The following is a 16661-nucleotide window of genomic DNA, read 5'->3' as shown; positions in this document are numbered from 1 at the left end:
GTATTAGTTATAGATTATTAAAGGGTCAGCCAAAAGCTGACCCTTTTTTAGCACGAAATTTTAAAATTTATTAAGCTGTAGCGTTTTGTGGTGCCCAATGGCTACAGGACATACCTGGGGCAGCTTTTTGTGGGTTAGCACAATCGCTTGACTCAAATCTTATACAGGTTACACAATTAGTATCGTCCTTCAAAGCGGCTTTCATTTCAAAACTATCACACGTATAGCTATTTCCAACTTTTACACCATGAACTTTACAAGTATTCCCTTCTACTAAGTTATCACAGTTAACGCAACTATTCCCTAATCTTATCGACATAATCTTCTTTTTTAGATTCAATTTAAAATTAGGTTCAAAGAACTTTAGAAGCAATTTAAATAGCTGTTTTTCAGTAGTATGTATTTAGATTATTTAAAAATAATACTTTGTTAAAATTAACATCAGCGGTATTCTATTTGTTTTTAAACGGAAAATTCAATTACTATTTCTATCAAGATCAAGACCGAGGTAAATAAAAAATGACTATAAATATTAGATTGTTAAATATTATTTTGAATGGATGTATTTTAGACTTTCTCAATACTTAGTTTTATGAATTAAAAAAACCTAGCAAGTCATATTTTCATGTTTTTTTTAATTCAATATACAGCGGTTTTCAGTTCTTCTCTCGTTATAAATACCTTATATTTAAATGCAATAAATTTTGATTTTCGCTTAAATGATATTGAAATCTTTATATAGTTTGATTTTTCTTTTTGCCATGTGTGTCTTGGGTCAAGAGCTTCCGCCAATTCAAAATTACACTCCTATTGAATATAATGCTGGTAACCAGAACTGGTCTATTGCCCAATCTAATGACCAGACAATGTATGTTGCAAACAATAATGGATTGTTAGAGTTTAATGGAAATACCTGGAACTTGTACCAAGTACCTTATGGCACTCCCGTAAAATCTGTTATGGTTTTAGATGAAAAGGTGTTTACAGGCAGTTATATGCAATTTGGGTATTGGGTACGCAATCAATTTGGCGTTTTGATCTACACTTCTATTTCTGACCAGTTGAAAATACCGCTTATTGAAGATGAAGATTTTTGGAATATATCGCATTTCAAAGACTGGGTTTTGTTTCAATCATTAGATAGAATTTATATCTACAATATTAATAAGGCAACATTTGAAATTTTGGATGCCAAAAGTAATAGCCCTAAAATATTTGAATTAGGTAATAAAATATTTTTTCAAAAGATGGGTGAAGGCTTATTTACATTAGAAAATGGAGAGCCTATTTTAGTGTCTGATGACTTAATTCTTAAGCAGACTAATATAGTTGGTGCATTTCTGGTAGATAATAGAATACTAATCATTACAGAACAGGCAGAATTCTTTTATCTAGAAAATAATGTTCTAGTTGAATGGAAATTGCCTGTAGAGACAGATTTATATCTGAGTAAGATATATAGTGCTTTACGTTTAAATGATGGGTCTTATGTCTTGGGTACAATCTCAAAAGGTATATTTCAATTAGATGTAAATGGTAATATTATAAAACAAATTAATCAAGAAAAAGGTCTTAACAATAATACAGTATTGTCGTTATTTCAAGATAAAGATAATAACCTGTGGCTTGGGTTGGATAATGGAGTTAGCGTTATCAATTTAGACTCACCCTTTAAAGAATATATTGACCATGTAGGGGCTTTAGGTGTTGTTTATACTGCTAGGAAAAAAGGCAATTTTTTATATTTAGGTACAAATCAAGGATTGTTTTATAAAAATCATAAAGAAATAAATGATTTTAAACTTATTGAAGGTACCCAAGGTCAAGTTTGGTTGCTAAAAGAAATTAATGGTACATTATTTTGTGGTCATCACAATGGAACTTTTGTTATAACGGATGATATTGCGACGAAAATTTCAGAAGTTTCAGGTACATGGGATATTCAAAGTATAGAAAATAAACAAAAATTGCTTATTCAAGGTAATTATAAGGGTTTAAGTGTACTTGAGCAAATAGATGATAAATGGAAGTATCGTAATACTATTGAGGGTTTTGATAGTTCCAGTAGATTTTTTGAGTTCGTAGGAGAAAATCATTTACTGGTTAATCATGATTATAAAGGTATTTTTGACTTGCAAATTAACCCCGAATATAAGAAGGTTGTAAAACTAGACAGTAGGGAATCTAAAGGTAATGGTTCTAGCTTGGTTAGATATAAAGGTGATATTCTTTATAGTACTATTAACGGTGTTTTTAAATACAATATAAATCAACATGAATTTTTAATAGATTCAGTACTTACAAGTAAATTTTTTAATGCTGATGAGCGTATAATCGGGATAATTCAGTCGACTAACAATTTCGAAAGGTTATGGGGTTTTACGAATGATAATATAATAACTGTTTCTAATGGATATTTAAGCAAAGAACCACAAACGGTTAAAATTTCAATTCCAAATTTTTTTAGGCGTAGTATGGGAATCTTAGGTTTTGAATCTATTGTGCATATAGAAAAAGATCTTTATTTGATAGGTATTTCTAACGGTTATGTCACTTTAGATTTAAGTGAAGTTAAGCAGAGTGATTATCAAATAATGATAAATTCTGTTTCTGGAAGGTCTAATGAGGTCCCTAAAATTGATATTTCTCTTCAAGACAATGAAGAGTTAGAGTATTCAGAAAATAACGTAAGTTTTAGTTATAATGTGACAGAGTTTGACAGATATACAGAGGTGTATTATCAAAACAAATTAAAAGGTTTAAATGAAGAATGGAGTGCTTGGTCACTTATGCCCAATACTTCCTTTGATAATCTACCGTATGGGTCTTATGAATTTAAGGTGAGGGCCAAAGTGGGTAATAGCATGTCAATTAATACAGTTGGTTATAGCTTTAAAATTCTAAGACCGTGGTATGTGTCATATTGGGCTATTTTATGTTATGTCATACTAGCAGCTTTTATCTCTTTTCTAATTCACAGAAATTATAAGAACTATTACAAAAAACAGCAAAATCAACTTATAAAAGCTAATAACAAACGAATAAAACGTAAGAAATTAAAAAACCAGAAGAAGATAGTTCAAATAAAAAATGATCAATTACAAGAGCTTGTTGACAGTAAGAATAGAGAGTTGGCAATATCTACAATGAGTATTATTAAGAAGAATGAGTTTTTAAGCTCTATTAAAGATCAATTGAAAAGTAGCACTGATAACCCAAAGGTGAAATCTGTTATTAAAACTATTGATAGAAATATTAATAATGAAGATGATTGGAAATTTTTTGAAAGTGCATTTAATAATGCAGATAAAGATTTCTTGAAAAAGGTGAAAGAGAAGCATTCTGAGCTATCTGCTAATGATTTAAGGTTGTGCGCATACTTAAGACTAAACCTGTCTTCTAAAGAAATTGCACCTCTTTTGAATATATCGGTCAGAAGTGTTGAGGTGAAACGATACCGCCTGCGTAAAAAAATGAATCTTCCACGTGAAACTGGTTTAACAGACTATATCATCAGTTTATAATCTCCCCTACAAAACTTTAAACTACCACAACATTACCACAACATTGTCTTATTTATAATAATTGTACTAGGTATTTTATTTCCGCTTCCAAGTGGATAATTCACTGCTTTTTATTATCATAATCTCTATTTTTTACTATTAATTTTATATTGTATGTTTTTTGTAGGGGTAAAAATTTACAATTCGATAATTGCTTAATGTAAATTGCATAAGCGATTATCTGTATTATAACACTACATAGTTAGTTGGTGGTATGTTTAGATAAATTGTAAATCAAATAATTAACTCAAAAAATTAACTATGAAAAAATTAAAGTACATCATGGTGTCGGTATTTGCAGTAATGATGAGCTGCGATGGTGATGACATTGATATTCCAGAATCGGTTACACCTTCTAATCTTACGGTTAGTGCTCAGAACATGGGCGAAGGTGTATTCGACTTTACAGCATCAGCAACAAATGCTAATTATTATCATTATGATTTTGGTGATGGCACAAGTGCTCTGGAAACTTCTGGGGCAACTTCAAAAACCTATGAAGAAATAGGTGATAATATATATACTGTAACTATTACTGCGGGTTCATCTGAAGGTAAAAAGATATCTGAGACTTTAGAGGTTTCTGTTTCATTAGCTTTTACCGATACTGAAACGGTAACTTTTTTAACTAACGATAGCTCAAAAACTTGGTTTTTAGCGGCATCTCAGCAGGGTCACTTAGGACTTGGACCTGCTAGAGAAGGTATTGATGGCGATTGGTGGTATCCTAAATGGTATTCCGCTGCTGCATTTGAAAAATGTGGAACGGAAGATTCTGATTGTCTTTGTGATGATGAACTTACATTTTCAGTAAATGCGAATGGCGGTTTAGTTTACACATTAGATAATAAAGGTCAAACATATTTTAATGTAGGTCATAAAGCTGTTGTTGGCGGAGGTGAGGATATTGATTTTTGTTATGATTTTGATACTTCAGGTGAAAAAGCAGTTCAGCTTTCTGAAGTAGAAGGAAATGTTCCAGAGGGTGAGACAACTGGAATACAAATGACATTTTCTGATGGAGGTTTCATGGGGTACTATGTAGGTTCTTCTGTATATGAAATACTATCTATAAGCGAGGATTTCTTATATGTAAGAACATATGATACGGAGAATGCTGATTTAGCGTGGTATCATAAATTTACTTCTGATGTTGCTGTTGATGGTGGAGACGAAAGTCTTGAAACCATTTATACCAATTTAGTTTGGTCAGATGAGTTTGATGTTGATGGTGCACCAAATGCTGCCAATTGGGGTTATGACCTTGGCGCAGGTGGCTGGGGTAATGGTGAGGCTCAAACATATACAGATGCAGCTGAAAACGTTAAAGTTGAAGACGGTGTTTTAAAAATTACCGCTATAGCTGGTGAGGGAGAAGCAGCTGTTCACTATTTTGATGAAATGACATTAGTCGATGGAAGTGGTGCTACGCAAACTTTAGAAGATTTTGAAGGTGCGGCCCCTGTTTTTACTGGTTTTGGTGGTGTTGGTACTGCAGTTATTGCAAATCCGGATCCTACGGGAGAGAATACTAGTGCTAATGTTGCAGAATCTACTAAAGCTTTAGGTGCTGAGACATGGGCAGGTTCTTTCTTTGATTTGTCTGCACCGGTTGATCTTGTTGCATATCCTAGTATTAGTTTAAAAACATGGTCGCCTGCAGCTGGAGCCAATATAATTTTGAAACTTGAGAATCAAGCTAATGCTGATGAGAATGTTGAGGTAAGTGTAAATTCAACTGTTGCAAATGCCTGGGAAACACTAACATTTGATTTCACTGGTGTTCCTGTTGGTACTTATGACCGAGTTGTCTTGTTTTTTGATTTTGGTGTTTCTCCTTCTGGCGGAATCACTTCGGGTCGTATTAAATCTGAAAACTTATTCGAGTTTACTTACGGTAGAGTTGAGATAAGAGCTAAACTTCCATCAGCTGGTGGTACTTGGCCTGCATTATGGGCTTTAGGTGCTAATTTTGATGAAGTTGGTTGGCCTACGGCTGGAGAGATAGATATTATGGAACATGTTGGTAATAATAACAATACTATTAGTAGTGCATTACATTATCCTGGTAATTCTGCAGGTAATGCCGTAGTAGGATCTACGCCAGTGGAAAATGCAACTTCTGAGTTTCATAATTATACTGTAGAGTGGACGCCTGATAGTATTAAGTTTGTTGTAGATGATCAGTTAGTACATAACAGTTTTGTGAACAATGCTACAACACCATTCAATGCTGATTTCTTTTTAATAATGAATGTCGCTATGGGCGGTACACTAGGTGGTACTATCGATGCGGCTTTTACAGAAGATACTATGGAAGTAGATTATGTAAGAGTTTATCAATAATAACATTTGGTTTATATAAAGGGCTGTTGATTTCTAAATCAACAGCCCTTTTGTTTTTCTTTAATAATTTTAGAAGAATTATAAGATTAAATATTACATGAATTGATCATATAAAAAATGCCCCTTGAGTAAGGGGCATTTTTTATAAAGTAATTTTTTTTCAATAAGGGTTTGGTTTTAAAAGATTAGACAATCCCCAAAAGGGCTAAAAAAGCTCCTACTACAACTACAGCTAAAAATGCATGCATTGCAATTACGAGCACGGATAGATAAGTTTCTACTCCGGTTTTAAATGATAAATTGTTCATAACATTACCTACTTTAAAGTTACATTACTAAAGTTAGCTGAATTAAGCAACAATTCCATATAAAATGTTGTAAAATTCTCATGATTAGCTGTATAATCCTACTTTTTAGTGGTTTAAGGTTTTTGAAATGTGCATTTCAACCTTGAAAAAGGTATCTTGTCGATATCTGAAATACAACACGCTATAAACTTTCACTACATATTGTAGCATTTGCCGGTAATGTGATGGTAGCATCTATTTAATTAGATTTAACCAATCTGCAATTCCTGCCAAGGGTACCGATAAAAGTATTATCACCAAGCAGGTTACCATTAATTTAAGAATTCCATTGAGTATTTTAACTCCTGAAGTTAGTTCTTGTTCCATAATCATTGTTCTATTGTTCTGCTTTCAATATGGTAGATCTAACCTAAAGTGCTGTTAAATAGGAGGGTAAAATCGATTAACGTATAGAAAGTATCTGTGTAAAGTATGTTTTCTATACAATAACTAGTAGTTATGAAAATGGTTTGTTAAATAATATTGGGGGTAGTTAATTGAATATAATTTAATTATTCGATGTTAAAACTGCATTTAATTCAGAAACAATACGTTCGGTGGCACCAGCTTTTTCTTTGATGTAGCCTGTGTTTATACGACCGGTTTTTGACCTGTAGTTATTATCTTCAAAGCACTTATCTGCATGCTCTTGAAATTCATTATCGTTCTTTATAGAAATGACACCTCCTAATTGTACCAATTCTTCTGCCTCGGCAAATCCATCAAACTGTGGACCTATAATAACCGGGATACCGAAGACAGCTGGTTCTAATGTGTTGTGTAACCCTGTAGCAAAACCGCCACCTACATATGCGATGTTGGCATAGCTATATACTTTGTTCAAAATACCTATGGTGTCAATAACGATTACATCATATTCAGCTAAAGGTGCATTCTTCATTTCTGTATAGCGTATTACTTTTTTGTCAATAGCTGCTATAATCTCTTCAATATGATTGTCTTTAATGGTGTGCGGAGCTATAACAAACTTGATTGGGTGTATGTTGTTATTAATGTAATCTATGATGATTTTTTCGTCTTCTGCCCATGTGCTTCCTGCTACAAAGCAGTACTTATCATTTTTAAAGCGGGTCATGAAATCTAATTTGTTGTCACGTTCTACTATTTCACTTACTCTATCAAAACGAGTATCTCCGGCAATGGTTATATTAGTGTATCCAACGGAATTTAATAATGATTTCGATTTTTCGTTTTGCACAAAAAACTGCGAGAAGTTATTTAATGCGTTGCGCATAAAACCACCATACCACTTAAAATAAATTTGATTTTCTTTAAATAATGCTGAAATTAAATAGGTTGGAGTATCAGCTTTTTTTAAGGCATTTAAGTAGTTGGGCCATATTTCATATTTAATAAAAATGGCGATATCTGGGTGTGCGGCTGTCAAAAAGGATTTTACTTTCCGCTTTGTATCCATAGGTAGGTAGCAAATAACATCGGCTATTTTGCTATTCTTTTTTACTTCGTATCCTGAGGGAGAAAAAAAAGTAAGTACTATTTTATGTGTAGGATGATGAATTTTTAATTGTTCAATAACAGGTAAACCTTGTTCGTACTCTCCTAAAGATGCTGCATGAATCCAAATAACCCTGGCTTCTTTTGAGATAGATTGATTAATTAGAGAAATTGTTTCTTTTCTGCCCTTTACAAATAGCGATAGTTTTGAATTCACCAATGCCAATACCTTTAAAATGGTAGATGCACTAATGACAAGAAGATTATAGATAAAGTTCAAACAGATGCTTTTAGGCTAAATTACGTTTCTTCCATAAAATTAGTGTCGTCTGTTTCGTATTTTTGTGTCACTTCATGTAATTATAACAGATGAAAAAGATACAAATGGTAGACCTAGGTGGTCAATACCAAGAAATTAAAGATCAAGTCAATACTTCTATAACTCAAATTTTAGAAACGTCGGCATTTATAAACGGGCCAGAGGTTCATGCTTTTCAGAAGGAGCTAGAAGATTATCTTCAGGTTAAGCATGTAATACCATGTGCCAATGGTACTGATGCTTTGCAGATTGCAATGATGGGTTTAGGTTTGAAACCTGGCGATGAGGTTATTACTGCAGATTTTACTTTTGCTGCAACAGTAGAGGTCATTGCATTGTTACAACTGACTCCGGTTTTGGTAGATGTTTATCCAGATACGTTCAATATAAATATAGAAGCTATAGAAAAAGCAATAACGCCAAAAACGAAGGCTATAGTTCCTGTTCATTTATTTGGTCAATGTGCCAATATGGATGCTATTCTTGATTTGGCGAAAAAACATGATTTGTTCGTTATTGAAGATAATGCTCAGGCAATAGGAGCTAAATATCTTTCAAAAGATGGTTCAAAGCACATGGCAGGAAGCATGGGTAATGTAGGTGCAACATCCTTCTTTCCTTCTAAAAATTTAGGGTGTTATGGAGATGGTGGAGCAATTTTCACCAATGATGATGAATTGGCTCATACCTTAAGAGGTATTGTTAATCATGGTATGTACGAACGTTACCACCATGATGTAGTTGGTGTTAATTCAAGGTTAGATTCTATACAAGCCGCAGTATTGAGAGCTAAATTACCTAAGCTAGATGGTTATTGCGATGCAAGAAGAAATGCCGCTCGTGCGTATTCAAAAGCATTTGAGGGTCAAGAACATATTATTACGCCAGTAACGGTAAATAATTGTGAGGGAATTTGCGATGTGTGCGATTGTCACGTTTTTCATCAATACACTTTGAGAATTACAAATGGTAAAAGAGATGAACTAGGGCAATTTTTAGCTGAAAATGAAGTTCCATTTGGTGTCTATTACCCAATTCCGTTACATAAGCAGAAAGCTTATCTAGATGATCGTTATAAGGAAAAAGATTTTCCTGTGACGAATCAATTGGTGACAGAAGTACTGTCTTTGCCTATGCATACAGAATTAGATGAAGAACAGATTAACTACATAACTGAGTTAATTATCGGATTTGTAAACGGGTAGTGGTGTAGTTTTTTAAATTTGATAACGTTCAAACAGCATTATAAATGAAAGTATTAGTAACAGGCGGATTAGGTTTTATCGGTTCTCACACAGTAGTGGAGCTTCAAAATAAAGGGTTCGAAGTGGTCATTATAGATGATTGCTCTAACTCTGATGAAAATGTACTTGATGGTATTAAAGCTATCACAGGTAAAAAGCCGCTTTATGAAAAGTTAGATTTAAAAGAAAAACATAAAGTTGAAAACTTTTTTCAACGATATCAAGATGTTGCTGGCGTTATCCATTTTGCTGCCTCTAAAGCAGTAGGGGAAAGTGTAGAGAAACCATTGTTGTATTATGAAAACAATATTGGTACGTTAGTTTACATATTAAAAGAACTTTGTAAAAAGAACAAGGCTAGTTTTATTTTTAGCTCTTCTTGTACGGTTTATGGTCAGGCAGATAAAATGCCGATTACAGAAGATGCACCAGTTAAGGTTGCAGAATCGCCATATGGTAATACAAAGCAAATGGGCGAAGAGATTATTGCAGATACCTGTAAAGTTACTCCTAGTTTAAATGCAATTGCATTACGTTATTTTAACCCAATGGGAGCACACCCAAGTGGAGAGATTGGTGAATTACCAATAGGTGTTCCTCAAAACTTAGTACCTTTTATTACGCAAACTGGTATTGGATTAAGGGATCAGTTATCCGTTTTTGGAGATGATTACCCTACGCCAGATGGCACATGTATAAGAGATTATATTTATGTGGTAGATTTGGCTAAAGCCCATGTGGTTGCATTAGAACGTTTGATGAACGAAAAAAACGAATCTAATTTTGAAGTTTTTAATGTAGGTACCGGAACAGGTAGTTCGGTATTAGAGGCGATAAAAAGTTTTGAAAAAGTATCTGGACGAAAATTGAACTATAAAATAGTTGATAGAAGACCAGGTGATATTACCAGTGCTTATGCAGATACCACTAAAGCAAATAAAGTTTTAGGATGGAAAGCAGAATATACTTTAGAGGAAGCTATGAATTATGCGTGGATCTGGGAACAGAAAATACGTGACTGATTTTTTCAGGTTTAACAATATAAATAAGGGGAAATATAGCTATATTTCCCCTTATTTAATTTAAAGACCACCTCTTATGAAAAAATTATTATTTCTTTTAGTTTTACTGGTATTTACAGGCGCAACTGCACAAGACTCATATCTTCAATGCGGTAAAATTGTAGATGTTGAATCGGGTAAAATCTTGTCTGAGAAAACAATTGTTATTTCAGGTAACAAGATTATAGAAATTAAAAATGGTTTTGTAGCTGGCGGTGATCAAGATCAGGTGGTAGATTTAAAGTCTAAGACCATTTTACCAGGTTTTATAGATATGCATGTGCACATTGAAAGTGAGTCTAGTCCGTCAAGATATTTAGAGGCTTTTACCATGAATGAAGCTGATGTAGCATTTGAATCTACCGTATATGCAAAAAGAACATTAATGGCCGGGTTTACAACCGTACGTGATTTAGGTGGGTCAGGAGTGAATATTGCCTTGAAGAATGCAATTAACAAAGGTACTGTTGTTGGTCCACGTATTTTTACAGCAGGTAAAGCACTTGCTACCACGGGTGGTCATGCAGATCCAACTAACGGTAGAAGTAATGAATTAATGGGTGATCCGGGACCAAAAGAAGGTGTAGTCAATTCACCCGCAGATGGCAGAAAAGCGGTTCGCCAACGTTATAAAGATGGTGCAGATGTAATTAAGATAACTGCAACTGGTGGTGTTTTAAGTGTTGCTAAAAACGGTCAGAACCCTCAGTTTACTATTGAAGAAATAAAAGCAATTACAGAAACAGCTAAAGATTACGGTATGCTTACAGCGGCTCACGCGCATGGTGATGAAGGTATGCAAAGAGCAATTTTAGGAGGAATTAAAACTATTGAGCATGGTACCTTGATGTCAGAGGAAACGATGGAATTAATGATTAAGTATAATACCTATATGGTACCTACGATATCTGCAGGTCAAGAAGCGGCTAGGTTGGCAAAAATACCAAACTACTTACCACCTGTTGTAGCTAAGAAAGCTTTGGAGATTGGTCCTAAATTGAATGCAACTTTTGCAAAAGCGTATAAAAAAGGGGTGAGCATCGCTTTTGGTACTGACTCTGGAGTTTCTCCTCATGGAGATAATGCTAAAGAATTTATCTACATGAACAAAGCAGGTATGCCTATCATAGAAGCGTTACGTTCAGCTACAATTACAAATGCAATGCTTTTAGGCGAAAAAGAATTAGGTCAAATCAAAGAAGGTTATTTAGCCGATATAGTTGCTGTAAATGAAAACCCGTTAGATAATGTAGAAACATTAACGGATGTTATTTTTGTTATGAAAGAGGGTGTTGTGTATAAGCAATAATCTTTTAGATTACTTTCTGTTAGATGGAGTAAAGAATGTAGGTGTGACATGAAGTTGAATGTTGAAAATAGTGAGCAATTAATGCAAGTTGCTATTGGTGATTCTCTTTTTGAAAAATTGAAGCATCAGGTAGAGAAGGATTTTGTTCTTGCCAATATTCCGTTGCAAATACCTGAAATATTAGGTCATTCTGATTTTATAGCGCTTATTCGTGAGAAGGTATATTACTTAATGATGGAGCATTTTGCTGAATATCTAAACTTAATGTACATCATGGATATTCCAGAAAGTGCATTTCATAATATTGAAATTACCGATACTGTAGATGTAGCAGATCAGGTCACATTATTGATTTTAAAGCGGGAGTATAAAAAGGTGTGGTATTGTAATCGATATCAATAATGTTTCTTTATACTTTTATGTATACTCCTTTCTTATCCATAATATAACCAACAAGCCAGCAGGTAAACATTATCCATAAAGCAAATAACAGCGAGCCGAAATAATCACCAGCTGTGGCGATGAAAATATTATCTGCTATCCAGTTATAAGCGTTTGTACCATTTATAGATATCTCTGCTAAGCTGATAATGAATAATTCTGATAATAGGTAGATGAATAGGGTGTTTCTACCAAAGACCTCGAAGAAGTAGGTCCATTTGCCGGGTTTGGACATATCTAATAGATAGATTAAAACGGCTATGATAAATATGTCTATTCCGCTAGTAAGTAATACAAAAGAGCTGGACCATAATTTTTTGTTGAATGGGAATATTAAATCCCAGGCAAATCCTACGATAATTAAAAGACCAGCAGCCATAATAAGTTTGGCGATCGTTTCAAAATTTTGACCACTCTTTTGAATGAATTTCCCGGTAAAGTACCCTGCAATAACATTTACTATGGCAGGTAAGGTGCTTAGTAATCCTTCGGGGTCAAAAGCAACGCCGCCATTACCATGGTACATATGGTTTGCGCCAATAAGAAATTCGTCAAGTTTTAATACTGCATTCCCTGTCAATGATAAGTCGCCGAATTCCAACAGTATAATATGATACCCTACTAAAGCCAAAGCGCTAAAAATCAAAACAGATTTTGTTTTAAAATAATTTAGTAGAATTGATGCAAATAAGTAGCATAGTGCAATTCGCTGTAATACTCCGAAAATTCTGGTTTCGGCAATCGGTTTTAAACCACCATCTTCAAAAAATGGAAACCAATACATTAAAAAACCTAGTATAAAAATGATAGAAAAGCGTTTAAATACCTTTTTCAAAAATGCACCACTACCTTCTGCTTCGTATTTTTTCATACTAAAACTCATGGCATTACCAACAACGAACAAAAAAGTAGGAAAGACTAAATCCGTAAGTGTAAATCCGTTCCAAACGGCATGTTTTAAAATTCCGAAACTAGTGTCTCCATTTCCGGGGGAGTTCACTATAATCATAAGCGCAACATCCATCCCCCTAAAAACATCCAATGAAAGATATCGGTTCTTTAATTTATTCATATTGGTTGGTTTGGTCTTATGAAAGATAACGATTAATTAAAAATAAACACGTACAAATGGCATTAGTGCATTACCGTAAATGCTTTTGTTATCGTCATATAGTAAATCGTAGCGTATACCAAATGTTACATTTCTGTTGCTGTAACCTGCGCCAATAAAAAAAGCCGGAAGCCAATAGTTGTCTTCTATATCTATGGTCGTTGTAGCTATAGTTCTATTTATACGTAATTGTTCAAACTCTGCAGAAAGCTGTATTTGTGGAATTGGATTATATAGTGAGAGAACACTGCCGCCATAAGCCAGTAATTTATCTTCATCGAACTTTGCATAATTGAAGCTTAAGCTTGCACCAGATGCAAATTGATCGTTAAATTGATAAATAGCACTTGGTGCAATTGATCCATTAAATCCATTATTTGTAAAACCTAAGCCAATACTTCCACCAAATCTTACGTTATTCCAGAAATCAGCATTAGTTTTTGAAGATTGAGCAAGAGAGAAAGTGATATTTAATGTTGCTAGCCCTATAAAAATTAATTTTTTTAAGCTCATATGATGATTTTGTTTTAAAGTTTCGTTTTTTTCAATAATACAGGCCATTCTATCGTTAGATATTGTAATTGTTGTATTTTTGTTAGAAATTTATTCTAAAGATACAGAAAGTAATTCATGGATAAATATTCCTTTTTAAATACCGTTCATACCTCTTTTTTTTCAGAGTTATACGATAAGTACTTAGTAAATCCAGATAGTGTAGAGCCAAGTTGGAGAGCCTTTTTTCAAGGATTCGATTTTGGAATGGAGAGCTCTTTAGATGAGCTGGAAATCGATGAAAATCGCACTACAGTTGTAGTAAATGGCCACTCGAGTGAAATGCCAGAATCTCTTCAAAAAGAGTTTCAGGTAATTCGATTAATCGATGGTTATAGAAGCAGAGGTCATCTGTTTACTAAAACAAATCCTGTACGTGAGCGAAGACATTACGAACCAACTTTAGAAATTGAAAACTTCGGATTAGCTTCGTCTGATCTCGATACTATTTTTAATGCAGGTGACGTAATTGGTATAGGTCCAAATTCTTTAAAAGAGATTGTTAGACATTTACAAAGTATCTATTGCGATGCTATTGGTGTAGAGTATATGTATATACGAAAGCCAGAGCGCGTTAAATGGATTCAAGATTGGATAAATGTAAATGACAATCATCCGAATTTCGAGCCAGATCGTAAAAAGCACATTCTTAAGAAGCTTAATCATGCTATTTCTTTCGAAACTTTTTTGCATACTAAATATGTAGGGCAAAAAAGATTTTCTTTAGAGGGAAATGAATCGTTGATCCCTGCCTTAGATGTAATTGTAGAGCGCGCCGCTGAAATGGGTGTGAAGCAATTTGTTATGGGTATGGCGCACCGTGGTAGATTAAATGTGCTTACCAATATATTTGGCAAATCGGCTAAAGATATCTTTAGTGAGTTTGACGGTAAAGATTACGAACAAGAGATTTTTGATGGAGACGTTAAGTATCACTTAGGTTGGACCTCTGATAGAAAATCTGATAACGGAAATAAAATTAAGATGAGTATTGCTCCTAATCCATCTCACTTAGAGACGGTAGGTGCGGTTGTTGAAGGTATTGCTAGAGCAAAACAAGATTCTGATTATCAAGATGATATTTCTAAGGTTTTACCTATTGTAGTTCATGGTGATGCTGCAATAGCAGGTCAAGGTTTGGTCTATGAAGTAGTTCAAATGGCTGGTCTTGATGGATATAAGACCGGTGGTACCATACATATAGTGGTGAACAATCAAATTGGTTTTACTACAAACTATTTAGATGCTAGAACATCTACTTATTGTACCGATGTTGCTAAGGTTACATTGAGTCCGGTATTACATGTTAATGCAGATGATGCAGAGGCGGTAGTACACGCATCTCTTTTTGCGTTAGAATATAGAATGCGCTTTAAGGGTGATGTGTTTATAGATTTGTTAGGGTATAGAAAATATGGGCATAATGAAGGTGATGAGCCAAGATTTACACAGCCTAAATTATATAAAGCAATATCAAAGCATAAAAATCCAAGAGATATCTATGCAGAAAGACTAATTCAAGAAGGTGTTATTGACGGCACTTATGTAAAGCAGTTAGAAAAACAGTATAAAGATTCTCTAGAAGAAAAATTAGAAGATTCACGTAAAGAAGATAAAACTGTAATTACACCGTTCATGGCAGATGAATGGAAAGGTTTTGAAAATGTACGTGAGTGGGAGATGATGGATGCGGTGAATACTAAATTCACTAAAGCTAAATTGAATAAAATTGCCAAAGTAATTACGGCTTTACCTGAAGGTAAGAAGTTTTTGCGAAAAGTTGAAAAATTGGTTAGGGATAGATACAATATGTATTTTGAAGCCGATAATCTTGACTGGGCAATGGGAGAACTTTTAGCATACGGTTCTTTATTAGAAGAAGGTTATGCGGTTCGTATGTCTGGACAAGATGTAGAACGTGGTACTTTTTCTCACCGTCATGCGGTAATGAAAGTTGAAGAAAGTGAAGAAGAGGTTATTTTATTAAATCACCTTTCTGAAAAGCAAGCTAAATTTCAAATATACAATTCACTATTGTCAGAATATGGTGTGGTAGGTTTTGATTATGGTTACGCCATGGCTAGCCCTAATACATTAACTATTTGGGAAGCGCAATTTGGAGATTTCAGTAATGGAGCTCAAATTATGATTGACCAGTATATTTCTGCTGCAGAAGATAAGTGGAAGCTTCAAAACGGTTTGGTAATGTTATTGCCACACGGTTATGAGGGGCAAGGTGCTGAACACTCTTCTGCTAGAATGGAGCGTTACTTACAATTGTGTGCCAAGGATAATATGTATATAGCAGATGTGACTACACCAGCACAAATGTTCCATATTCTTCGTAGACAAATGAAGTCTAATTTTAGAAAGCCTTTGATCATATTTACACCTAAGAGTTTGTTGAGACATCCAAGGGCGGTGTCTAAAATTTCTGACTTAACAGGTGGTGGTTTTCAAGAAGTAATAGATGATGAAATTGCAGATGCTAAAAAGGTAAAAAGTTTAGTATTCTGTACAGGTAAGTTCTATTATGATTTGCTAGCTGCTAAAGAAGATAATAATAGAGATGATGTTGCTTTGGTAAGGGTGGAACAGTTGTTCCCTATACCGGAAAAACAAATGAAGGCGGCTATTGCAAAGTATAAAAATGCGGATGACGTGGTGTGGGCTCAAGAAGAACCTAGAAACATGGGTGCATGGAGCCATTTATTAACCCATTTTGATGAGGCTCGAAATTTTAGAGTAGTGTCTAGACGTTTTTATGCGGCACCCGCAGCAGGTAGTTCTGTACGTTCAAAAGCACGTCACCAACAAGTTATAGATTACGTCTTTGACAAGACAAAGGACAATATGTCCAAACCTAAAAAATAATATAACATATCAAATTAT

At 34.2% G+C, this 16661-nt stretch carries 12 protein-coding genes; 7 read left to right on the top strand and 5 right to left on the bottom strand.

The annotated features are described in order from the left end of the window. Positions 1-70: 70 nt before the first annotated feature. A complete protein-coding gene (locus Q4500_RS06875; protein WP_027065025.1) occupies positions 71-319 on the bottom strand; it encodes a hypothetical protein in 249 nt (82 codons plus the stop codon). A 400-nt stretch (positions 320-719) separates the two neighbouring features. Between Q4500_RS06875 and Q4500_RS06870 the strand changes: the two genes are divergently transcribed. After that, complete coding sequence (locus Q4500_RS06870; RefSeq protein ID WP_303598956.1) at positions 720-3524, top strand: LuxR C-terminal-related transcriptional regulator; 2805 nt, start codon at positions 720-722, stop codon at positions 3522-3524. Positions 3525-3824: 300 nt separating this feature from the next. Continuing rightward, positions 3825-5909, top strand: a complete 2085-nt coding sequence (locus Q4500_RS06865; RefSeq protein WP_303598955.1) for a family 16 glycosylhydrolase — start codon at positions 3825-3827, stop codon at positions 5907-5909. Positions 5910-6451: 542 nt separating this feature from the next. Here the strand turns inward: Q4500_RS06865 and Q4500_RS06860 are convergent. Both Q4500_RS06860 and Q4500_RS06855 read right to left on the bottom strand, forming a co-directional pair. Beyond that, the gene (locus Q4500_RS06860; RefSeq protein WP_262987446.1) at positions 6452-6583 is read right to left on the bottom strand and encodes a hypothetical protein; all 132 of its coding nucleotides are present in this window, start codon (positions 6581-6583) and stop codon (positions 6452-6454) included. 181 nt (positions 6584-6764) lie between these two features. Further along, positions 6765-8012: a 3-deoxy-D-manno-octulosonic acid transferase gene (locus Q4500_RS06855; RefSeq protein ID WP_303598954.1), complete on the bottom strand. Its 1248-nt coding sequence runs from the start codon at positions 8010-8012 to the stop codon at positions 6765-6767. Between the two features lie 89 nt (positions 8013-8101). On the opposite strand from Q4500_RS06855, the gene Q4500_RS06850 reads away from it, so the two are divergent. From Q4500_RS06850 to Q4500_RS06835, 4 genes are all read left to right on the top strand, one after another. Further along, positions 8102-9256 (top strand): DegT/DnrJ/EryC1/StrS aminotransferase family protein, encoded by a 1155-nt coding sequence (locus tag Q4500_RS06850; RefSeq protein ID WP_303598953.1) that lies wholly within the window; start codon positions 8102-8104, stop codon positions 9254-9256. 44 nt (positions 9257-9300) lie between these two features. Then, positions 9301-10317: a UDP-glucose 4-epimerase GalE gene (gene galE, locus Q4500_RS06845; protein ID WP_303598952.1), complete on the top strand. Its 1017-nt coding sequence runs from the start codon at positions 9301-9303 to the stop codon at positions 10315-10317. 76 nt (positions 10318-10393) lie between these two features. After that, positions 10394-11665: an amidohydrolase family protein gene (locus Q4500_RS06840; RefSeq protein ID WP_303598951.1), complete on the top strand. Its 1272-nt coding sequence runs from the start codon at positions 10394-10396 to the stop codon at positions 11663-11665. A gap of 48 nt (positions 11666-11713) precedes the next feature. After that, complete coding sequence (locus tag Q4500_RS06835) at positions 11714-12067, top strand: hypothetical protein (protein ID WP_303598950.1); 354 nt, start codon at positions 11714-11716, stop codon at positions 12065-12067. Positions 12068-12074: 7 nt separating this feature from the next. Here the strand turns inward: Q4500_RS06835 and Q4500_RS06830 are convergent, their stop codons facing one another. Both Q4500_RS06830 and Q4500_RS06825 read right to left on the bottom strand, forming a co-directional pair. Next, a complete protein-coding gene (locus Q4500_RS06830; protein ID WP_303598949.1) occupies positions 12075-13178 on the bottom strand; it encodes an acyltransferase family protein in 1104 nt (367 codons plus the stop codon). Positions 13179-13214: 36 nt separating this feature from the next. Further along, positions 13215-13730, bottom strand: a complete 516-nt coding sequence (locus Q4500_RS06825; protein ID WP_299325412.1) for an alpha-ketoglutarate decarboxylase — start codon at positions 13728-13730, stop codon at positions 13215-13217. A gap of 117 nt (positions 13731-13847) precedes the next feature. Between Q4500_RS06825 and Q4500_RS06820 the strand changes: the two genes are divergently transcribed. Then, entirely contained in the window at positions 13848-16643 is a 2796-nt protein-coding gene (locus Q4500_RS06820) for a 2-oxoglutarate dehydrogenase E1 component (RefSeq protein WP_303598948.1), read from the top strand. Positions 16644-16661: the final 18 nt, after the last annotated feature.

This window comes from Maribacter sp. 1_MG-2023, assembly GCF_030547005.1.
Lineage (GTDB): Bacteria > Bacteroidota > Bacteroidia > Flavobacteriales > Flavobacteriaceae > Maribacter.
The sequence above is the reverse complement of the archived record's forward strand: the minus strand, read 5'-3'. Positions and strand labels throughout refer to the sequence as shown.